Source organism: Caballeronia terrestris, assembly GCF_001544515.1.
Classification (GTDB): domain Bacteria; phylum Pseudomonadota; class Gammaproteobacteria; order Burkholderiales; family Burkholderiaceae; genus Caballeronia; species Caballeronia terrestris.
The window spans coordinates 117618-139149 of the sequence record NZ_FCOL02000016.1 but is presented as its reverse complement, the minus strand read 5'-3'; the positions used below and the strand labels follow the sequence as shown (position 1 = coordinate 139149).

The window sequence follows — 21532 nt, the reverse complement described above, 5'->3', positions numbered from 1 at the left end:
TGGCGTCCCCTAGGGGATTCGAACCCCTGTACTCACCGTGAAAGGGTGATGTCCTAGGCCTCTAGACGAAGGGGACAGAAACTTGGTTAAATCTCTGTCTTGCTACGTTCTTCGCTTAAGTCTTCTGCTACTGCAGCGAAGACCGAAATTCTATACAGCTTTCTGTTACTTGTGAAGTCTTTTTTGCGACAACCTGTCTCACTAAAAGACTTCAAACCGTTCTGTGGTGGAGGTAAGCGGGATCGAACCGCTGACCTCTTGCATGCCATGCAAGCGCTCTCCCAGCTGAGCTATACCCCCTTGCAGAACAGAAACGAGATTTTAAAGGGCACTTTTGAAGTTGTAAATACCTTTCTCCGCCCTGTCTGAAATTTTTTTGCTCTTCAGCCCCGATCTTGCGCAATCGCTGCGAACTCGCGTCCGCAACGATTTCTTAGATCACGCCGACGTCTTCTCCAGCCGCTTGAGAACCGTCTCACGGCCGAACAGCATCAGCACCGCATCGATCGATGGCGTGTGCGTCGTGCCCGCCACCAGCAGACGCACCGGCATCGCGAGGTGCGGCATCTTCAGCTTGTGCGCGGCGAGCGTCGATTTGATCGCGGCCGCGATCGCCTCCTTCGTCCATTCGACTTCGCCAAGCGCCGTACGCAGGTCCGCGAGCGCCGGGCGCACCGCGTCCGTGACGTGCTGCGCGAAGGCCGCCGCGTCGATGGCCGGTTCCTTGTAGAACATCGCGGCGTTTTCGGCGATCTCCTTCACCGTCGATGCGCGGTCCTTCAGCAGCCCGACCACCAGTTCGAGCGGCGCGCCCTGCTCGGTCGCGTTGGCATCGACGCCGAGTTCGGCCAGGAACGGTTTGGCGAGCGTCGCCAAGCGCGCGTTGTCGGCTTCCTTGATGTAGTGCGCGTTCAGCCAGTTGAGCCTGTCGTGGTCGTACTGCGCCGGCGACTTGCCGAGGTGATCGAGATCGAACCACTCGACGAACTGCTCGCGCGAGAAGATTTCCGCGTCGCCGTGCGACCAGCCGAGGCGCGCGAGGTAGTTCACCACCGCTTCAGGCAGATAGCCGGCATCGCGATAGCCGGTCACGCTCATCGCGCCGTGGCGCTTGCTCATCTTTTCGCCCTGCTCGTTCAGCACGGTCGGCAGGTGGGCGTACACCGGCACTTCGCCGCCCAGCGCGCGCAGGATGTTGATCTGACGCGGGGTGTTGTTCACGTGATCGTCGCCGCGAATGACGTGCGTGATGTTCATGTCGAGATCGTCGACGACTACGCAGAAGTTATACGTAGGCGTACCGTCCGGGCGGGCGATCACGAGGTCGTCGAGCTCTTCGTTTGAGATTTCGACTGTGCCCTTCACCGCGTCGTCCCAGCTCACTACGCCGTTCAGCGGATTGCGAAAGCGCACGACGGGCTGCACGCCTTCCGGCACCGGCGGCAGCGACTTGCCGGGTTCGGGACGCCACGTGCCGTCGTAGCGCGGCTTTTCGCCAGCGGCGCGCTGGCGCTCGCGCAGCGCGTCGAGCTCTTCGGTCGACATGTAGCAGTGGTACGCGAGGCCCTGCTCGAGCATCTGGCCGATCACCTCGCGGTAACGGTCCATCCGCTGCATCTGGTAGAACGGGCCTTCGTCGAAATCGAGTGCGAGCCACTGCATGCCTTCGAGGATCGCGTCGACGGAGGCGTCGGTGGAGCGCTCGACGTCGGTGTCTTCGATGCGCAGCACGAAAGTGCCCTTCATCTTGCGCGCGAACGCCCACGGATACAGCGCGGAGCGGATATTGCCGAGATGGATGAAGCCGGTCGGGCTCGGGGCGAAGCGGGTGCGGACTTGCGTGGTCATTGGCGTTTTACTCGATGGCGGAATGCGCTCGCGGTTCGGGGCGACGAAAGCGATGCTAAGTCACGTTAAGTCACCCCTAAGCGCGGCGGTTCAGACTGCGAAGCTCGGGGCGCAGCATGCGAACGATGCGTCGGCGTTTCAGCTTTTCAGCGTGCGGCATGCGTGCGCTTTTCCCGCGCCGCCCCGCCGAACAAAATGAGACGGAATTATACTCGCCGCCCGCTTTTTACCGGCGCCAGCGTTTCGAGTTGCTTTATGATGTGCGCGCTATTTTCAGGATGCATGCACGTCGTGGGCGGTCGCGTCGATCGACCCGCATGGGGCGAGAGTAAGCGCTAAAGCGCTTACTCTCGCCAACAGCGCCGCTGGAGAAACCCTTTGAAATCATCATCCCCTCGCTTTTCGCGCCGTGCGTTTTCGGTTGCGGCCGCATCGGCTGCGCTCGCCGCCTGTTCCACGACGGGTAGCAGCATCGTCGGCAATAACGGTTCTTCGGGCGCAGCAACGAACGCGCCGCCGCCTAAGGCCGAGCCGCCGCGCCAGTTGCGCGTCGGGCTCGCGCTTGGTGGCGGTGCGGCGCGCGGCTTCGCGCACATCGGCGTAATCAAGGCGCTCGAGGCGCGCAACGTCCGCGTCGACCTGCTCGCCGGCACCAGCGCGGGCTCGGTGATCGCGGCGCTGTCGGCGTCGGGGATGAACGGCATCTCGATCAACAAGCTCGCGCTGACGATGGACGAAGCGTCGATCAGCGACTGGGCGATGCCGTTTCGCACGCGCGGCATCCTGAAAGGCGTCGCGCTGCAGAACTATCTCAACAAGACGCTCGATAACCGGCCGATCGAAAAGATGGCGAAGCCGCTCGGCGTCGTCGCGACGGATTTGCGCACCGGCCAGCCGATTCTCTTTCAGCGCGGCAATACGGGCGTCGCGGTGCGGGCTTCGTGCAGCGTGCCGTCGATCTTCGAGCCGGTGAAGATCGGCGCGCATGAATATGTCGACGGCGGCCTCGTGAGCCCGGTGCCCGCGGCGTTCGCGCGCAAGATGGGCGCGGATTTCGTGATCGCCGTCGATATCTCGGCGCGGCCCGAATCGGCGCTCACTCAAAGCTCGTTCGACGTGCTGATGCAGACGTTCACGATCATGGGCCAGACGATCAAGGCCTACGAACTCGACAAATACGCCGACGTCGTGATCCGTCCGAATCTGGCGGCGATGAGCGGCAGCGATTTCGGCCAGCGCAACGCGGCGATCCTGGCTGGCGAGGAAGCGGTGGCGAAGGCGTGGCCGGAGTTGCAGCGTCAACTGGCGTCGCGTGGCGCTACGGCCTGAGAAACACAAGAAGCCCGCTTCTCACGAAGCGGGCTTCTGGAACAACCGGGCCAATCAGTTACTGATTGCCGATCGTCGCGCTCACGCGCTGGCGAAGATCGTTGCCGTCCATCGGGAACGCGGCGTCGATGCGGCGTGCACCGGTGTAGCGCTTTTCCCAGTAGGCGTTTTCCATGTCGTCGACGCGGATCGTGCTGCCGGTAGACGGCGAATGCACAAACTTGTTGTCGCCGATGTAGATGCCGACGTGCGAGAACGAGCGGCGCATCGTGTTGAAGAACACGAGGTCGCCCGGCTTCAGTTCGCTCACGCGGACCTTCTCGCCGACGCGGCTCATTTCCTCCGCACGCCGCGGCAAGGTCATGCCGAGCGTGTCCTGGAAGACGTAGCGCACGAAGCCGCTGCAATCAAGGCCGGAGTCCGGCGTATCGCCGCCCCAGCGATAACGCACGCCGATCATGTTCAGCGCGCCGACGACAACGTCGCCCGCTTTGCTGGCCATGCCGGACAGGAAAGATTTGGTGCCGGAGGACGACGTATTTCCCGATTCAGCGACCGGGTAGACATCGTTTGCTTTAGACGACAAAAAAATGCCATTGCTGGCATTTTGTTGGGAATTGTTGACTTCGTCGGCAATCGCCGTCGAAGTTGCTGTCATCAGTAGGCCGATCAACATGCCGGCGGCGGCGCGCGCGCATGTCTGAGTCAAGGTGATTGGCTGCATCGGTCGGTAGTTTTTGCGAAGAAAGGCTGAAAAATCAGGGGCATACGTAAAGTTTGGATGATACTAGACAGATATTATTTGCATGTCAAAAGATATAGAGAAAATCAATCGCTCCCCGCACCTAATTGGTGAGAAGAGTGAGATTTAAGCGGCCAAGGCCGCTTTGAGAAGTTTCCGAGTGTAGGCGTGCGACGGCGTCGAAAAGATTTTCTCCACATCGCCCGTTTCGACGACAAAACCGTTCTGCATCACCGCGACGCGGTGCGCCATCGCCCCAATCACTTCCAGGTCGTGGCTGATGAAGACGTAGCCAAGGTTGTACTTCTTCTGCAGGTCGGCGAGGAGTTTCAACACCTGCATCTGGATGGATACATCGAGCGCGCTGGTCGGCTCATCGAGTATCAGGATGCGCGGTTCCAGCACGAGCGCGCGCGCAATCGCGATCCGCTGGCGCTGTCCGCCCGAGAATTCGTGCGGGTAGCGCTGCAGCGCCGTGCGGTCCATTCCGACCTCGCGCAGCACCGACACCACCTTCGCGTGACGCGCGGCGGCATCGAGTTCCGGGCGATGCAGCGCGAGCCCTTCGCCCACGATCCGCTCGATCGTCTGGCGCGGCGACAACGAGCTGTACGGGTCCTGAAACACCACCTGCATGTTCGAGCGCAGCACGGTCTTTTCGCGTCCGCGATAGTCGGCGAGCGCGCGGCCCTGGAATTCCACCGCGCCGTGCGAGATGCGCTGCAGGCCGAGCAGCGCCATCGCGAGCGTCGATTTGCCGGAGCCCGACTCGCCGACGATCCCCAGCGTCTCGCCCTGCCGCACCGACACCGACACGCGATCCACCGCCTTGAACGCGCCGCGCCGGAACCAGCCGGCGACGCCCGGCAGCTTCGTCGAGTAGTCGACGGAGACGTCCTTCGCGTCGAGCAGCACGGGCGAGAGCGGCAGTACCGGCAGCACCGCGCGCTGCGGCCGGCTCTGCAGGAGGCGCTGCGTATAAGGATGCTGCGGCGACGTGAAAATCGATTCGACCGTGCCCTGCTCCACCAGCAGACCGTTTTCCATAACCGCGATGCGCTCGGCGAAGCGGCGCACGAGGTTCAGGTCGTGTGTGATCAGCAGCACGGCCATGCCGCGCTTTTCGGCTTCGTCGCGCTGCAATTCGAGCAACAGATCGACGATTTGCGCGCGGATCGTCACGTCGAGCGCCGTGGTCGGCTCGTCGGCGAGCAGCAAGCGCGGGCGGCACGCGAGCGCCATTGCGATCATCACGCGCTGGCGCTGGCCGCCGGAAAGCTGGTGCGGATAGCTGTCGATACGCCGCTCCGGCTCCGTGATCCCCGTGCACGCGAGCAGCTCGATCGCGCGCTTGCGGGCGTCGCGCGGACTGATGCCATCGTGCAGCTGGATCGTCTCGATGATCTGGTCGCCGACCGTGTAGAGCGGGTTCAGCGCGGTCATCGGCTCCTGGAAGATCATCGCGATGTCGGAGCCGCGCAGGTTGCGCATCGCGTGCTCGCTCTTCGTCAGCAGTTCCTCGCCGGCGAAGCGGATCGAGCCCGAAAGCTCCGCCTCACGCAAAAGACGCAGGATGGAAAGCGCCGTCACGCTCTTGCCCGACCCCGATTCGCCGACCAGCGCCACGCGCTCGCCCGCTTCGATCGTGAGACTCACGTCATCGACGGCGACGGTTTGCCCGAACCGCACGCGCAGCTTGTCGATTTGCAGCAGCGGCGCGGCGCTCATCGGCCGCCTCCGGCTTTGACCGCGTCCGCGATGCGCGTGTCGAGCGCGTTGCGCAGCGCGTCGCCCATGAACGTCAGCAAAAGCAGCGTCGCGACGAGCACGCCGAACGTCGAGAGCGAGATCCACCACGCGTCGAGATTCGCCTTGCCCTGCGCGAGCAGTTCGCCGAGCGACGGCGTCGGCGACGGCACGCCGAGACCCAGAAAATCGAGGCTCGTGAGCGCGAGGATCGCGCCGCTCATGCGAAACGGCAGGAACGTGATGACGGGCGTGAGGCTGTTCGGCAGGACGTGACGCCGGATGATCTGCCAGTTCGACAAACCCATCGCCCGCGCGGCGCGCACGTAGTCCTGCGTGCGATTGCGCAGGAACTCGGCGCGCACGTAGTCGGAGAGCCCGATCCAGCCGAAGAGCGACAGCAGGATCACGAGCAGCAGCAGACTCGGCTCGAAAATCGACGCGAAGATGATCAGCAGGTAAAGCTCCGGCAGCGCGCTCCAGATTTCGATCAAACGCTGGCCGGTGATGTCGGTCCTCCCGCCGAAATAGCCTTGTACCGCGCCCGCCAGCACGCCAAGTACTGTGCCGATCACCGTCAGGACGAGCGCGAACAGCACCGACACGCGAAAGCCGTACACGAGCCGCGCGAAGACGTCACGGCCGCGATCATCGGTGCCGAGCCAGTTTTCGCGCGACGGCGGCGCCGGATTCGAGCCCTTCGAGAAGTAATTGAGCGTGTCGTAGTAATAGTGATTCGGCGGATACACCGCGAAGTTGCCCGGCGCGCTGAAGCGATCGCGCACGTAAGGATCGAGGTAATCGGCGGGCGTCGGGAAGTCGCCGCCGAACACCGTCTCCGCATAGGTCTTCACGAGCGGGAAATAGAGCTGGCCCTGATAGCGCACGACGAGCGGCTTGTCGTTCGACCAGAGCGGCCCAGCCAGGCTGATCGCGAACGCGACGACGAACACGATCAAACTCCAATAACCCAGCCGATGCTGCCTGAAGCGCAGCCACACGCGCCGGCCCGGCGTGATCGAAACATGCGGGCGAAGCGGCTGGCCGTCGGTGGCGGTCGCGTTGCGTCGCGACGATGCGGCTCGGTTCAAGTCAGCGCTCCAGTTGTTCGAATTGAATTCGCGGATCGACCCAGACGTAGCACAGGTCGGAGATCAGCTTGGTCGCGAGCCCGATCAGCGTGAAGAGATAGAGCGTGCCGAGCACGACCGGATAGTCGCGCCGCACGACGGACTCGTAGGACAACAGGCCCAGACCATCGAGCGAAAAGAGCGTCTCGATTAGCAGACTACCCGTGAAGAACGCGCCGATGAACGCCCCCGGAAAGCCGACGATCAGCGGCAAAAGCGCGTTGCGGAACACGTGTTTCCACAGCACGCGCCGCTCCGACAAACCCTTCGCGCGCGCGGTCAGCACATATTGCTTGCGGATTTCGTCGAGGAAGGCGTTCTTCGTGAGCATCGTGATGACGGCGAAGCTGCCCACCACCGACGCCACCACCGGCAGCGTGATATGCCACAAATAATCCAAAATTTTGCCGCCGAGCGAGAGCGTCGCCCAGTTGTCGGAGGTAAGGTTGCGCAGTGGAAACAGTTGCCAGAACGTGCCGCCGCCGAACAGCACGAGCAACAGCACGCCGAGCACAAAGCCCGGAATCGCGAAGCCGATCAGCACGACGAGACTCGTCGCGACGTCGAATTTCGAGCCATTGCGCACAGCCTTCGCGATCCCGAGCGGCACGGATATCAGATAGGTGATGAAAAACGTCCACAAGCCGATGCTGATCGACACCGGCAGCTTCGACACGATCAGCGACCACACGCTCTGATGCCGGAAATAGCTCTCGCCGAGATCGAAACGCGCGAACTTGCCGAGCATCGACACGTAGCGTTCGAGCGGCGGTTTGTCGAAGCCGTAGAGCGCCTTGAGTTGCGCGACCTGCTGCGCATCGACGCCGGTGTGCGTGCGCATGCCGAACGCGCCGCCCTGCTCGCCGCCGCGCCGCAAATCGTGCACCGCCTGCTCGACCGGGCCGCCCGGCACGAACTGGATCACGGCGAACGTCAGCGTGAGCACGCCGAGCAGCGTCGGGATCATCAGCAGGATACGTTTGAGGATGTAGCTCCACATGGGCGGCGTCCGGTTCGTTTCTGTGCTTTGTGAAGATTATTTTGGCGTGGGCTTGAACCACCACGTCGACGTGATCCAGTCCTCGGCGGTGTAGTAAAGCGGCAGCGTCGACGGGTACGCGAGCGTATTGCGGTAAGCCACGCGGTGCGTCGCCGAATACCAGTGCGGGACCACATAGTAGCCGTGCATCAGCACCCGGTCGAGCGCGTGCGTGGCATCGACGAGTTGTTCGCGCGATTGCGCGGAGACGACCGCCTGCAGGATTTTATCGACGGCAGGCGATTTCACGCCCGACAGGTTGTCCGAACCCTGCTCGTCCGCCGACTTGCTCCCGAAACGCGACACTTGCTCCGTGCCCGGCACCTGCACGTCGGGCATGCGCACGCTCGTCATGTCGAAATCGAAGGCGTCGAGGCGCTTCTGGATCAGCGCGTAATCGACCGTGCGGAAGTTGCACACGATGCCGAGCTTCTGCAGGTTGCGCGCGAACGCCGCCGCGACCGGCTCCATCGACGCGCCGCCGCCGGTGTCGTCGAGGATCTCGAACACGAACGGCTCGCCCTTCGCGTTGCGCAGCGCGCCGTCGCGATAAGTCCAGCCGGCGTCGGCGAGCAACTGGCGCGCTTTGATCAGGTTCGCGCGCAGCGCGTCCGGCGGCGGCGCGGTGAGCGGCTGCTGCACCATCTCGCCGAACACCGATGGATCGAGCTCGGAGCGCAGCGGGTCGAGCAGCGTGAGTTCACCCGTGGACGGACGGCCCTTCGCCTGCAGTTCGCCGTTGACGAAGAAGCTGTCCGTGCGCCGGTACTGGCTGAAGAACAGTTGCCGGTTGAGCCATTCGAAGTCGAGCGCGAGATCGAGCGCCTGGCGCACGCGCACATCCTGAAACAGCGGCCGGCGCACGTTCATGAAGAAGCCCTGCATGCCGCTGCCGTTGTGATGCGGGAATTCGCGCTTGATGAGTTCGCCGCTGTCGAAGCGCTTGCCGATGTCGCGCCGCACCCAGTTGCGCGCGACGTTCTCGACGAGCACGTCGTATTCGCCCGCCTTGAAGGCTTCGAGCCGGGCGACGCCGTCCGAGTACAGCTTGTAGTCGATCCGCTCGAAGTTGTACGTGCCGACGCGCACCGGCAATTGCGCGCCCCAGTACGCCGGATTGCGCTTGTAGGTGATCGTGCGGCCGTTGTCGTAGCGCTCGATCAGATACGGGCCGCTGCCGATCGGCTTCTGGAACGCGAGCTGGTCGAAATCGATGCGCGTGCCGTCGGGCTTCATGCCCCACTTGCGCGAAAACACCGGGATGCCGCCCGCGAGCAGCGGCATCTCGCGTGTGCGTTGCTTGAAATCGAAGCGGATCGTAAGTGGATCGATCACGACGGCGCGCGCGATCTGGCCGAAGTACACCGAGTACTGCGGCGCGGCCTTCGGGCTTTTGAGCGTCTCGAAGGAGAATTTGACGTCCTCCGCGGTGACCGGATCGCCGTTTGAAAAGCGCGCCTTCGGGTTGATGTGGAACGTCGTCGAGAGGCCGTCGGCGGCGACGGCGATGTCGTCGGCGAGGAGGCCGTAGGCGGTCGAAATCTCGTCGAGGCTGCCCGTCGTGAGGCTCTCGAACATGAAGCCGAGGCCGGGTGCGGGGTTGCCGCGCATCGTGAACGGATTGAACTTGTCGAAGCTCGTCAGGCGGTTCGGATTCGCGAGGACGAGCGTGCCGCCGCGCGGGGCGTCGGGGTTGACGTAATCGAAATGCCTGAAGCCCGGCGGGTACTTGGGCTCTCCGTATTGCGCGATCGCGTAGACGGCGAATGCCGCGTGCGAAAACCCCAAACCTATCGACCCGATCATCGCGCTCGCGAAGAGAAGACCTGCGACCCGTCGCGACGCGGCCGTGATGCGAGTCGTCATAAGCCCCTTTTTTGGACGATAAGTAGGAGATGGCTGATGGCGCAAAAGCCGTATGACGCTTAGGGCGGCGGTTGCAATGTGAGAGAATTCTACCCAAAATCCCGCGCGGGCTTGGGCGGCGCCGCTTTCGGCGGGCACGCGCAGATCGGCACGGCGCAACGCGCGCGGGCGATATCGACAACCGCAGCTACGCTGCATGGGACGGGAGTAAGCGCTGAAGCGCTAACTCCCGTCGACAAAGGAGCATTCATGGGCTTTCTCGCTGGAAAACGAATTCTGCTGACAGGCTTGCTGTCCAACCGCTCGATCGCCTACGGCATCGCCCAAGCCTGCAAGCGCGAAGGCGCGGAACTGGCGTTCACCTACGTCGGCGAGCGCTTCAAGGACCGCATCACCGAATTCGCCACCGAATTCGGCAGCGACCTGATCTTCCCCTGCGACGTCGCCGAAGACGCGCAGATCGACGCGCTCTTCACATCGCTGAAAGAACGCTGGGATACGCTCGACGGCCTCGTGCACTCGATCGGTTTCGCGCCGCGCGAAGCGATCGCGGGCGATTTCCTCGACGGCATGACGCGCGAAAACTTCCGCATCGCGCACGACATCTCCGCGTACAGCTTCCCCGCTTTGGCTAAAGCGGCTGCGCCGATGCTGTCGGCGGATGCTTCGCTGCTCACACTCAGCTACCTCGGCGCCGAGCGCGCGATCCCGAACTACAACACGATGGGGCTCGCGAAGGCATCGCTCGAAGCGAGCGTGCGGTATCTCGCGGCATCGCTTGGCTCGAAGGGCGTGCGCGTGAACGGCATTTCGGCCGGCCCGATCAAGACGCTCGCGGCAAGCGGCATCAAGGGTTTCGGCAAGATTCTCGACTTCGTCGAAACCAACGCGCCGCTCAAGCGCAATGTGACGACGGAACAGGTGGGCAATGTCGCGGCGTTTTTGCTGTCGGATCTGGCGGCAGGCGTGAGCGCCGAGATCGTGCACGTCGACAGCGGGTTTAATGCTGTTGTCGGCGGAATGGCTCCCGCTGCGGAATAAAGCTCGCTTCAATCAGCACAATTAGAAAACCGTCCCTGTAAAAGGGGACGGTTTTTTTTGGTTAATGGTGGTGCTTGTCGTGCCCTTTTCCGTGGCCGCGATGCTTGTCATGGCCGTGTCCATGGCCGTGTCGACGGTAATAATCGTCGCGATCCCAATAGCGGCGGCCGTCGTAATAACGGTTGCCATGCCAGCCGATCACGACCGGCGGCCGCATGTACACGGGCGCCGGCTGATAGATGACGGGCGGCGGAGGCGGCGCATAGACCGGCTGTGGAGCGACGTAGACCGGCGCCGGAATCCCGACGTTGACGCCCACGTGAACGTCCGTCGCAAGCGCGGTGCCGCTGACGGCGAGCGCGCCGGCTGCAATCGCGACAGTCACGAATCGGACGATGAAGTTATCTCTCATGATGAAGCGGCCTCGGCATTTTCTGGTTCGTGTCGAGGCGAAATATAACGGACAGCTTTCAGTCGCGTATTTCAGGTTTGTAAGTTGTTTCGCGGATCGGTGTAATGTCTAGAGAGAGCTTACCTTTTGTTACATCGGACGAATAAGTCGATGCCGACAAAAAAGCCACACGATTTACATCGCGTGGCTTTTTCGCTTCACTGAGAGCGCTAATAAACCTTAATGCCAGCCGTTATGGCGTCCATTGTCGTGGTGGCCGCCGTGTCCGTGATCGTAGTGATCCGGATGACGGCGATACCAGTCGTCGCGATCCCAGTAGCGACGGCCGTCGTAATACCGATCGCCGTGCCAGCCCATCACGATCACTGGCTGCGCCACGTACACCGGCGGGGGCGGTGCGTAGACGATGGGCGGAGGCGGCGGTGCATAGACTGGCTGCGGCGCGACGTAGACCGGCGCGGGAACCCCGATGTTCACGCCGATATGCACCTGCGCCATGGCCACCCCGGACACACACAGACTGCCGGCTGCGACGACGCCGGCCAGCAAAGAAGCCTTCGATACCTTGTTCATGTGAAGCCCACCTCGATGGGTTGTTTATTGTGTCGACGCGAATATAGCGGATCGGTCCGGCCGAGGTGTTTCAGGTTAGTAACTCCGTATTACCGTCTTGCGCAATCCACGATCTTACGTTCAGTAAGGGTCCGGAGGATTTTGCAATACGCTTGCAGATCGTCCAGACCGGGTTCACGCGCGCGCGCCTGATTGCTAACATTCCCCTTTCGACGGCGACTCCGTCGCGATATGTCACTAAATAGGAATGTTCGTGTGGTGCTTCGACCGGCTTCTGCCGACCATCGGGCACAGGCGCGCGCAGGCCGCCATCGACGTTCTCCATTACTGAAAGGCTCTTAATGAAATTTCACCGTTTTTTCGTCGCGGCTTCGATGTTCGCGATGCTCGCCGGTTGCGCCGGCATGGACCCGAACGCGCTCGTGCAATCGGGCCAGCTCGCGACGCAGGCGGCCATGCTCACCGATGCCGACGTCCGCACCCTCTCCGACAAATCCTGCGCGCAGCTCGATAGTGAAAACAAGATCTCAGCGGCGAACACCACATACACGCAACGCCTGAACAAGATCGCCGCGCAACTCGGCAACAACATCAACGGCGTGCCGGTCAACTACAAGGTCTACGAGACGAAGGACGTCAACGCGTGGGCGATGGGCAACGGCTGCGTGCGTGTCTACAGCGGCCTCATGGACCTGATGAACGACGACGAAGTGCGCGGTGTCGTCGGGCACGAAATGGGTCACGTCGCGCTCGGACACACGAAGAAGGCGATGCAGGTCGCGTATGGGACGTCCGCGTTGCGCTCGGTGGCGGCGGCGGGAACGGGGGTGATGGCGAGCTTGTCGGCGTCGCAATTGGGAGATCTGTCGGAGAAGTTCGTCAACGCGCAGTTCTCGCAGCAGCAGGAATCCGCCGCCGACGACTATTCGTTCGACATCCAGAAAAAGAAGGGACTCGACCCGTCGGGGCTCGTTACGTCGTTTCAGAAACTCGCGTCGCTCGGCGGCAACCAGTCGAGCCTGACGATGCTCGATTCGCATCCGCCTTCGGCTGCGCGGGCGAAGCATATTCAGGATCGGATTGCATCGGGAAAGTAATGTGATGCGAGCGACGGTTTCGCTTTTGCGGGACCGTCGTTCGCGAGACGCTTAGTCCAGCCAAGCTTCGCGCGAAGGCTCGGATTATCGAGAGTACAAAACAAAAACCCCGCAGAGCCTAGACTCTGCGGGGTTCCTCTACCATCGCTGGCGGAGACGGAGGGATTCGAACCCTCGATCCAGGTTTTGGCCCAGATGCTCCCTTAGCAGGGGAGTGCCTTCGACCTCTCGGCCACGTCTCCCAAACTTTCGGTCGCGCAGGGAGTCAGCGCGACGAAGCCAAGATAATAGCGGGTTCGAAGGCGCGGGTCAATTTCGCAGACGATTTTTTTCACACGTCAAACGATCGATCGATCAGCGCCTCAAACCGGGCAATCCGCCCAACGCCATCAAGCCTGATCGAGTTCGAACGCCTTGTGCAGCGCGCGCACGGCGAGCTCGGTGTACTTCTCGTCGATCAGCACCGAGATCTTGATCTCGGAGGTCGAGATCATCTGGATGTTGATGCCCTCCTCCGACAGCGTGCGGAACATCGTGCTCGCGATGCCCACGTGCGAACGCATGCCCACGCCAACCACCGACACCTTCGACACCTTCGGGTCGCCCAGCACGCGCTCGGCCTTCACGTGATCCTTCACCTGCGTGTTGAGGATCTCGGTGGCACGTTGATAGTCGCCGCGGCCGACCGTGAACGTGAAGTCGGTCTTGCCGTCCACGCTCGTGTTCTGGATGATCATGTCGATGTCGATGTTCGCATCGGCGACCGGCCCGAGGATCTGGTACGCGATGCCCGGCTTGTCGGGCACGCCCATCACCGCGATGCGCGCTTCGTCACGCTGGAACGCGATGCCCGAAATCACTGCTTTTTCCATGGTCTCGTCTTCTTCAAAAGTAATCAGGGTGCCCGAGTGCATTTCTTCTTCGAGCGGAATCAGCGGGTCGGTCAGGCTGGAGAGCACGCGCGTCTTCACCTGGTACTTGCCGGCGAATTCCACCGAGCGAATCTGCAGCACCTTCGAGCCAAGGCTCGCCATTTCCAGCATTTCCTCGAACGTCACGCGGTCGAGCCGGCGCGCTTCTTCCACCACGCGCGGATCGGTCGTATAGACGCCGTCGACGTCCGTGTAGATCAGGCATTCGTCGGCGGCGAGCGCCGCGGCGATAGCAACCGCCGAAGTGTCCGAGCCGCCGCGGCCGAGCGTTGCGATGTGGCCTTCCGGATCGACGCCCTGAAAGCCCGTGATGACGACGACCTTGCCCGCGTCGAGATCGGCGAGCACGCGGCCGCCGTCGATTTCGCTAATGCGCGCTTTCGTAAACGCGCTGTCGGTCTTGATCGGCACTTGCCAGCCGGCGTAGCTGACGGCTTCGAGGCCTTCGGCGTGCAGAGCGATGGCGAGCAACCCGACGCTGACTTGCTCGCCCGTGGAGGCGATCATGTCGAGTTCGCGGGGGTCAGGTTGCGGCGTGATGTCTCTCGCGAGGCCGAGCAGGCGATTGGTTTCGCCAGACATCGCCGAGGGCACGACGACCATCTTGTGGCCGGCCTTGTGCCATTTGGCGACGCGCTTGGCGACGTTCTTGATGCGCTCGACGGAGCCCATCGAGGTGCCGCCGTATTTGTGTACGATGAGTGCCATTGTCGTTTTGAACTGGAGGGAAAACCGCGCTGTAGCGCTGCTGGCGTTGCGATCGACGACTTCGGGGTGGCGTTGGACCGGGCAACGAGCGTAAGCGCCGAGTTGAGCACGACAAGCGGATGCCGCTCGCGCGAACTCATAAGAGTCACTTGGCGCGAAAGTGCGAGTCAGGCGGCGAAAATCGGGTCTTTTGGACGCAAATGCTGCGAAAAACGCACGGCAGGCAAACGAGTTAACGTACCCGATCGGGCCTCAAAATACAAGTTTCGAGTGCGTTTCAGCGACTCTACAGGCGCGGATTTCGCATCACGCAATGAGTAAGTCCGGCCGCCACACGATGCGTCGGCAAGCTTGCGCGTCCGGCATCTGCCACGCGTCGCGGTTCACGCCGATCAGTGGCACGAATAGCAGCGTCTCGCCGATGAACAGCAACGGCACGTCGCGTTTCCACGCCGGCACGCCGCATTCCTGGAAGAGATTCTTGAGCGTGCGGCCCGGGGTATCGGCGGAAAGTTTCATGCGCTCGCCGCCCGCACGTGAACGCGCGTGGAGCGGCACCGAACGCAATGCGCATTCGGGAATTGCATCGGCATCGGTAGCGGCGCAGTGCTCGAACACGAACGAGCCGCGCCATTGCGGCAAACGCCACACCTCGTCGCCGTGCCACTGCAATTCGACCGCCATCTTCGGCGCGGCCGTGCCTTCGTCGAGATCGGCGGGATCGGCACTGTCGCCCTGCTCCCAGAAGATCGATCCGCGATACTCGCGCAGGCAATGCCCCGCATGATCGATGCGCAACGCGTGGCCGTCGCGCGCGGCGTGCGCGTCGCGCAACTGGCGCAGCACGTCGGCGATGCGCGCCGTCGATGCCGCCGGCAAGCCGCGCGAGCGCATCCAGTAGCGAAGGAGATTGGTCGCGCGCTCGTCGTCGAGTGCGAGCAGCGCGTCGAGCTTGAGCGCGCTCTCTTCTTCACGCGCGTCTTCGAAATCGATGCGGGCGAGTTCATCGAGCAGCCGTTGCGCCGACGCCGCGTGCGACGCCGTGCGCGCGAGCGCATCGCGAAAACCGGGAAAGTGCACGGCAAGCACCGGCAGCACGTCGTGGCGCAACGCGTTGCGTGCGTAGCGCGTATCGACGTTCGATTCGTCGTCGATCCAGTTGAGATCACGCTCGTGCGCGTAATGCTCGAGTTGAGCGCGCAGCAGCTTGAGCAGCGGACGCACGCGCGGTACCGACATCGTGCCGTCGATGCGTTCCGGCGCCATCGCCGCGAGCCCTGCCACGCCCGCGCCGCGCAGCAATTGCAGCAGCACGGTCTCGGCCTGATCGTCAGCGTGATGCGCGAGCCATAGCGCGGCTGCGCCGTGTTCATCGCAGAGTTGATCGAGCGCGCGATAACGCGCGTCGCGCGCCGCCGCTTCCAGGCTTTCGCCGTTCGCGCGCACCACGTCGACGTTGCGCCCGGCAAAGCGCACGCCGAGCGAATCAGCGAAGGCTTCGCAGTGCGCGGACCACGCGTCGGCGTTCGGGCTGAGTCCGTGGTGCACGTGCAGCGCAACGACGCGCGACGCGCCCGCACAGCGCACTGCCGCGTCGAGCAGCACGGTCGAGTCGAGGCCGCCGCTCAGCGCGACTGCAAAGGGTGAATCGGAGGAAGAAGCGGGCACGCGATCGAGCGCCGCGCGCACCGCCTCGGTCACGAGGCGGCTGGCGGGGGTGTCGGTGCCGGAGGTCACGGCGTTACGCGGGGCGGCTTCAAGCGCCCGGCAACGTTTCCTTGAACTTGCCGTACGCCATCAGCTTGTCGAAGCGGCGTTCGCGCACGTCCTGCACGCTCATGCCGTGGAACTGGCGCAGCGAATCAGCGAGCGCGCGACGCAGCAGCGCGGCCATGCCCTTCGGATCGCGATGCGCACCGCCGAGCGGCTCGTTGACGATTTTGTCGATGAGACCGAGCGCCTTCAGCCGATGCGCCGTCAAGCCAAGCGCTTCAGCCGCTTCCGGCGCCTTCGCCGCGCTCTTCCAAAGGATCGACGCACAGCCTTCCGGCGAGATCACCGAATAGGTAGAGAATTGCAGCATCAGGACGCTATCGGCAACAGCGATCGCAAGCGCGCCGCCCGAGCCGCCTTCGCCGATGATGGTCGTGATGCTCGGCGTCTTGAGCTCGGCCATCACATATAGGTTGCGCCCGATCGCCTCCGACTGCCCGCGCTCTTCCGCGCCGATGCCCGGATACGCTCCCGGCGTATCGACGAACGTGAAGATCGGCAAGCCGAATTTCTCCGCGAGGCGCATGAGGCGCTCGGCCTTGCGATAGCCTTCCGGACGCGGCATGCCGAAGTTGCGCAGCGCGCGCTCCTTGGTGTCGCGCCCCTTCTGATGGCCGAGCACCATGCACGGCTGCCCATTGAAGCGCGCGAGGCCGCCGACGATCGCGAGGTCGTCGGCAAAATTGCGGTCGCCGTGGAGTTCGTGGAAATCGGTGAAAAGCTCGCTGACGTAGTCGAGCGTATAGGGGCGCTGCGGATGACGCGCGATCTGCGAAACCTGCCAGGGCGAGAGGTTAGCGTAGAGATCTTTCGTGAGTTGCTGGCTCTTCTTCGACAGCCGCTCGATTTCTTCCGAGATATCGACAGCGGAATCGTCCTGCACGAAGCGCAACTCTTCGATCTTCGCTTCGAGTTCAGCGATCGGCTGTTCGAAATCCAGAAACGTGGTCTTCATTTTCTTCGAATCCTTGGAGCATCGGGCAGCGCGTATTCTAACCGCGCCTCACCCTATCAAATTCGGGTCGCAACTATCAATTATAAGATAACGATAGCGGCCACGGCTTCTTTTGCTTTTAATGATCTGCGGGGATCGGATCCAGGCTGCGCCACATGTACCACGTCGCCACTGTACGCCACGGCTCCCAGTTCGCCGCGACTTCGCGAGCTTCGCTGCGCGTGACCGGCTCGCCGCTGAAGTAGTTCACGCTGATTGCCTGGATGAGACCCAGGTCGTCGAGCGGCAGTACGTTCGGGCGGGACAGGTTGAAGATGAGGAACATCTCCGCCGTCCATCGACCGATGCCGCGAATCTGCGTCAGCTCGGAAATGACGGCTTCGTCCTCCATCGACGTCCAGGTGTCGACGTGCAGCGCGCCCGAGACGAAATGCTGCGCGAGATCGAGGATGTATTCCGACTTGCGCTTCGACAGCCCGCAGGCCTGCAGCTTCTCGTGGCCGAGTTTGATGAACTGCTGCGGCACGAGCTTCTGGCACGCCGACTCGACGCGTTCCCAGATGCTCTGCGCGGCACGCACCGAAATCTGCTGGCCCACGACCGAGCGCGCGAGCGTGATGAACGGATCGTCGCGATTGATGAGGTGCACGGGCCCGAACTTCGGGATCAGCTTCTTGAGAATGCGGTCGCGCTTGACGAGGTCGGTGCACGCCTTGTCCCAATACGCGGGACGCGTGATCTCGGCCTTGAGCCCGGCGATCTGAACGGGGACGGCGGCATCGGCCGTGACCGCGCGCGACTTGCGCACGACCTCGCCTTCGTGCTGCGGATCGCGCACGAGCGCGGTCGCGGAAGCCGGTGTGGACGCCCCAGCCGCCTCACCATTGCCCTTCATACCCGCGCGTTTTCGCGATGCGGGCGCCGCAGTAGCGGACGCCTTGCCCGTCCGCGCGACACCATTGCCGCGGCCGGTGAGCGTTACTTCATCGGTGGCCGCCTTCTTCGCAGTGGTCTTTCTCGTCGCACCATTTCCTGCCTTCGCGGGCGCTTTCGCCTGCGTGCGCCGCGTGCTCTTCGTGACGGGCGCTGCATTTCTTGCGGACGCGGCTCGTTTAGCCGGCGCCTTCCTGGCCGTTGCCATCATGCCTCCTGCCTGGTGAGTCGATTAGAGGGTGTGAATGGCCGCGCTCAGACGCGGCGCCATTCCGTCGACCCACCCGGTTTGTCTTCAAGCGCAATCCCGGCTTCGAGCAACTGCGCGCGAATCCGGTCTGCTTCGGCATAGTTCTTCGCCTGCTTCGCGGCGACGCGAGCGGCGATCAAAGTTTCGATCTCAGCGGGCGCGATGCCTGCATCGCCCGTGCCCGCCGCTTGCTGAAGAAACGCGCGCGGCTCGCGGCCGAGCAGTCCGAGCACGCCCGCGAGCGCCTTCAACTGACGTGCCAACGCGGTATCACGCGTGCGGTTCACCTCGCTTGCGAGATCGAACAGCACCGATACCGCGACGGGCGTGTTGAAGTCGTCGTTCATCGCCGACTGGAAGCGCGCTGCGTGCGCTTCATTCCAGTCGAGCGGTTGCGTGTCCGGCTCGACATCCTTCAGCGCTGTATACAAACGCGTCAGCGCGCCGCGTGCGTCTTCGATATGCACGTCGCTGTAATTCAGCGGCGACCGATAGTGTGCCCGCGCTATAAAGAAACGCACGACTTCCGCGTCAAATTTTTCAAGCACCTCGCGGATCGTGAAAAAGTTGCCGAGTGACTTCGACATCTTCTCGTTGTCGATCTGCACGTAGCCGTTGTGCATCCAGTAGTTCACGTACTGCTGGCCCGTCGCGGCCTCGCTCTGCGCAATCTCGTTCTCGTGGTGCGGGAATTGCAGGTCCTGACCGCCGCCGTGGATGTCGAACCGATCGCCGAGCAGCGCGCAACCCATCGCCGAACATTCGATGTGCCAGCCCGGACGGCCGCGACCCCACTTCGAGTCCCAGCCGGTGCCCTCGGGCTCGCCCGCCTTCGACTGCTTCCACAACACGAAGTCGAGCGGGTCTTCCTTCGCTTCGTTGGCCGCGACGCGCTCGCCGGCGCGCAAGTCCTCGATCGACTTGCCCGACAGCTTGCCGTAGCCCGCGAACTTGCGCACCGCGTAGTTGACGTCGCCGTCCTTGCCCTGGTACGCGTAGCCGTTTGCCTCCAGCATGTCGATCATGCCGAGCATCTGCGGGATGAAGTCGGTCGCGCGCGGCTCGAGGTCCGGCCGTGCGACGCCGAGCGCGTCAGCGTCTTCGTGCATCGCGTCGGTGAAGCGTTTCGTCAGCGCCTTGATCGGCTCGTTGTTCTCGACGGCGCGGCGAATGATCTTGTCGTCGATATCGGTGACGTTGCGGACGTAGGTCACCTCGTAGCCGAGCGTGCGCAGCCACCGCTGCACGATGTCGAACACGACCATCACGCGCGCATGGCCGATGTGGCAGTAGTCGTACACCGTCATTCCGCAGACATACATGCGCACCTCGCCATCGCGAAGCGGCACGAAAGATTGCTTGTCACGCGCGAGCGTGTTGTAGATGCGCAGTGAATTCATAGAAGACGGTGCGGGTCGGAAACATCCGTGTGTTGGTGTCGCTGGATCACGTGTCGGCACTATCATGTTGGCAAAAGCGGCGCGAAAATCCAGGCACGCGATCCGCGGACATTGCGAGGGCGATGACCCTCGAACAACGCGCTTCGGATCACGCATGCCGCCCGAGCAAACATGAGGCTCACGCTGCGATCAAAACGGAGACGACCACGAGTGGCGTAAAGACAGTCCGGCGTTCGACGGAACGTACAGACCTTTTGTTAGAATGGGTCGGAGTATAACATCCAGACTTGAGCCTATGAAACCTTCAAGCGGCCGCGCACAAGGCGTTGCCAACCGAGCCGCAAGCCGCGTCGCCACTCGCTTCGCGGGCATCGTCGCGACCGTTTTTTCGAGCGCGATGAGCACTGCAAGTTTCGGTCTCGCCGCGAGTTTTCTGTGCATCGCCACGGCTCACGCGCAGGTGTCGACGGCCACCGCCGACGGCACGCCGCAAATCGATTCTGCCATCGCGCAGAAGGACTATGCCGGCGCGCTAACGCAACTCGACGCGCGCCTTCAGGCAAACCCGCGCGACGTCCAGGCGAAGTTCAAGCGTGCCACGATCCTCGCGCGCCTGAATCGCGACAACGAAGCGATCACCGCATTTACGGAGCTCACGCAGGCCTATCCGGAATTGCCCGAGCCGTACAACAACCTCGCCGCGCTCTACGCCAAGCAAGGCCGCTACGAAGACGCGCGCGTCGCATTGGAAACGGCCACGAAGGCAAACCCGAGCTATGCACTCGCGTACGACAATCTCGGCGATCTCTATCTGCGGCTCGCGGCCGAGTCGTACAAGCGCGCGCAGTCGCTGGGATCGAAGAGTGCGCTTTCTCGCCAGCGCGTTGCCGACATCCGGAAGATCATCGCGCCGCCGCCCGCACCCAAGAAAACGGTCGCGCCGAGCGCAGCTACGCAAGACTCGTCCTACACGGCGCCGGCCATGACGCTGCCCTCGCCCTACTCGCCGTTCGGCGGCCCGACCGGCCCGTTCCCGACCTCGCCCTACATCGCGCCGAACGCGCAACCGTGACATCGCCCGCCTGCTTGCGCGAGATCAACGTGATCGTGCGCAGCAGGTTCGATACGACGTTGGACCCGTTGCAACTCTAACCAGAGGATCGATTCTTCATGAAATTGCTGATGTTGGCGCTCGGCAGCGCCGCACTGATCGCCAACGCTCCCGCGTTCGCTCAAGCTGCACCGCAGGCCGCGCATCCGAGCGTGCTGTTCAAGACCTCGCAAGGCGACATTCGTGTCGAACTCTATCCCGAGAAGGCGCCGAAGACCGTCGCGAACTTCCTCGACTACGTGAAGTCAGGTCAATACAGCGGCACGATCTTTCATCGCGTGATTCCGGGCTTCATGATCCAGGGCGGCGGATACAGCACGAGCTTCGCCGAGAAGCCGACGCGCGCGCCGATCCCGCTCGAGAGCAAGAACGGCCTGAAGAACGCCGCCGGCACGCTGGCGATGGCGCGCACGAGCGACCCGAACTCGGCCACCGCGCAGTTCTTCATCAATACGGTCGATAATGCGGGTCTCGACTTTCCGAACCCGGACGGCAACGGCTATGCCGTCTTCGGCAAGGTCACGGCGGGCATGGACGTCGTGAAGAAGATCGAAGGCACTCCGACCACCACGCGCGGGCCGATGGCCGACGTGCCGCAAAAGCCGATCGTCATCGAATCGGCGACGGTGGTCTCGAAGTAAGCTGCC

General features: G+C 62.9%; 18 protein-coding genes and 3 tRNA genes. 5 read left to right on the top strand and 16 right to left on the bottom strand.

The window, feature by feature from the left end; genetic code table 11:
• The 3 genes from AWB67_RS16025 to gltX all read right to left on the bottom strand — a co-directional run bounded on the left by AWB67_RS16025 (nt 1) and on the right by gltX (nt 1848).
• Nucleotides 1-76, bottom strand: a tRNA-Glu gene (locus tag AWB67_RS16025).
• A gap of 148 nt (nt 77-224) precedes the next feature.
• Nucleotides 225-300, bottom strand: a tRNA-Ala gene (locus AWB67_RS16020).
• A 138-nt stretch (nt 301-438) separates the two neighbouring features.
• Complete coding sequence (gene gltX / locus AWB67_RS16015) at nt 439-1848, bottom strand: glutamate--tRNA ligase (RefSeq protein WP_087657229.1); 1410 nt, start codon at nt 1846-1848, stop codon at nt 439-441.
• A 378-nt stretch (nt 1849-2226) separates the two neighbouring features.
• Between gltX and AWB67_RS16010 the strand changes: the two genes are divergently transcribed.
• Nucleotides 2227-3177, top strand: coding sequence for a patatin-like phospholipase family protein (locus AWB67_RS16010; protein WP_087657228.1), 951 nt, complete (start codon nt 2227-2229; stop codon nt 3175-3177).
• Between the two features lie 58 nt (nt 3178-3235).
• Here the strand turns inward: AWB67_RS16010 and AWB67_RS16005 are convergent, their stop codons facing one another.
• The 5 genes from AWB67_RS16005 to AWB67_RS15985 form a co-directional block, all read right to left on the bottom strand.
• A complete protein-coding gene (locus tag AWB67_RS16005) occupies nt 3236-3901 on the bottom strand; it encodes a C40 family peptidase (RefSeq protein WP_087657227.1) in 666 nt (221 codons plus the stop codon).
• A gap of 144 nt (nt 3902-4045) precedes the next feature.
• Nucleotides 4046-5647: an ABC transporter ATP-binding protein gene (locus AWB67_RS16000; protein ID WP_087657226.1), complete on the bottom strand. Its 1602-nt coding sequence runs from the start codon at nt 5645-5647 to the stop codon at nt 4046-4048.
• The gene (locus tag AWB67_RS15995; RefSeq protein ID WP_087657225.1) at nt 5644-6756 is read right to left on the bottom strand and encodes an ABC transporter permease; all 1113 of its coding nucleotides are present in this window, start codon (nt 6754-6756) and stop codon (nt 5644-5646) included. Before AWB67_RS15995 ends, AWB67_RS16000 begins: the two co-directional genes overlap by 4 nt.
• A 1-nt stretch (nt 6757) precedes the next feature.
• Nucleotides 6758-7795: a microcin C ABC transporter permease YejB gene (locus tag AWB67_RS15990; RefSeq protein ID WP_087657224.1), complete on the bottom strand. Its 1038-nt coding sequence runs from the start codon at nt 7793-7795 to the stop codon at nt 6758-6760.
• Nucleotides 7796-7831: 36 nt separating this feature from the next.
• A complete protein-coding gene (locus tag AWB67_RS15985; RefSeq protein ID WP_235025185.1) occupies nt 7832-9640 on the bottom strand; it encodes an extracellular solute-binding protein in 1809 nt (602 codons plus the stop codon).
• Nucleotides 9641-9949: 309 nt separating this feature from the next.
• On the opposite strand from AWB67_RS15985, the gene fabI reads away from it, so the two are divergent.
• A complete protein-coding gene (gene fabI, locus AWB67_RS15980; RefSeq protein WP_087657222.1) occupies nt 9950-10741 on the top strand; it encodes an enoyl-ACP reductase FabI in 792 nt (263 codons plus the stop codon).
• Between the two features lie 61 nt (nt 10742-10802).
• On the opposite strand, the gene AWB67_RS15975 is transcribed toward fabI, so the two are convergent.
• Nucleotides 10803-11153, bottom strand: coding sequence for a hypothetical protein (locus AWB67_RS15975; RefSeq protein ID WP_087657221.1), 351 nt, complete (start codon nt 11151-11153; stop codon nt 10803-10805).
• A gap of 219 nt (nt 11154-11372) precedes the next feature.
• Complete coding sequence (locus AWB67_RS15970) at nt 11373-11726, bottom strand: hypothetical protein (protein WP_087657220.1); 354 nt, start codon at nt 11724-11726, stop codon at nt 11373-11375.
• A gap of 341 nt (nt 11727-12067) precedes the next feature.
• Between AWB67_RS15970 and loiP the strand changes: the two genes are divergently transcribed.
• Nucleotides 12068-12823, top strand: coding sequence for a metalloprotease LoiP (gene loiP, locus AWB67_RS15965; RefSeq protein ID WP_087657219.1), 756 nt, complete (start codon nt 12068-12070; stop codon nt 12821-12823).
• A 148-nt stretch (nt 12824-12971) separates the two neighbouring features.
• On the opposite strand, the gene AWB67_RS15960 is transcribed toward loiP, so the two are convergent.
• The 6 genes from AWB67_RS15960 to cysS form a co-directional block, all read right to left on the bottom strand.
• A tRNA-Ser gene (locus tag AWB67_RS15960) sits at nt 12972-13065 on the bottom strand.
• Between the two features lie 147 nt (nt 13066-13212).
• Nucleotides 13213-14463 (bottom strand): aspartate kinase, encoded by a 1251-nt coding sequence (locus AWB67_RS15955; protein WP_087657218.1) that lies wholly within the window; start codon nt 14461-14463, stop codon nt 13213-13215.
• A gap of 306 nt (nt 14464-14769) precedes the next feature.
• Complete coding sequence (tilS, locus tag AWB67_RS15950) at nt 14770-16200, bottom strand: tRNA lysidine(34) synthetase TilS (protein ID WP_087657217.1); 1431 nt, start codon at nt 16198-16200, stop codon at nt 14770-14772.
• A gap of 19 nt (nt 16201-16219) precedes the next feature.
• On the bottom strand, nt 16220-17191 hold the full coding sequence (locus tag AWB67_RS15945) for an acetyl-CoA carboxylase carboxyltransferase subunit alpha (protein ID WP_087657216.1): 972 nt from the start codon (nt 17189-17191) through the stop codon (nt 16220-16222).
• A gap of 118 nt (nt 17192-17309) precedes the next feature.
• Nucleotides 17310-18332 (bottom strand): DNA-3-methyladenine glycosylase family protein, encoded by a 1023-nt coding sequence (locus tag AWB67_RS15940; RefSeq protein WP_087657215.1) that lies wholly within the window; start codon nt 18330-18332, stop codon nt 17310-17312.
• 47 nt (nt 18333-18379) lie between these two features.
• Nucleotides 18380-19774 (bottom strand): cysteine--tRNA ligase, encoded by a 1395-nt coding sequence (gene cysS, locus AWB67_RS15935; RefSeq protein ID WP_087657214.1) that lies wholly within the window; start codon nt 19772-19774, stop codon nt 18380-18382.
• A 262-nt stretch (nt 19775-20036) separates the two neighbouring features.
• Between cysS and AWB67_RS15930 the strand changes: the two genes are divergently transcribed.
• Together AWB67_RS15930 and AWB67_RS15925 are read left to right on the top strand one after the other, a co-directional pair.
• On the top strand, nt 20037-20846 hold the full coding sequence (locus tag AWB67_RS15930; protein WP_087657213.1) for a tetratricopeptide repeat protein: 810 nt from the start codon (nt 20037-20039) through the stop codon (nt 20844-20846).
• A 98-nt stretch (nt 20847-20944) separates the two neighbouring features.
• Complete coding sequence (locus AWB67_RS15925) at nt 20945-21526, top strand: peptidylprolyl isomerase (RefSeq protein ID WP_087657212.1); 582 nt, start codon at nt 20945-20947, stop codon at nt 21524-21526.
• The last annotated feature ends 6 nt before the right edge of the window (nt 21527-21532 follow it).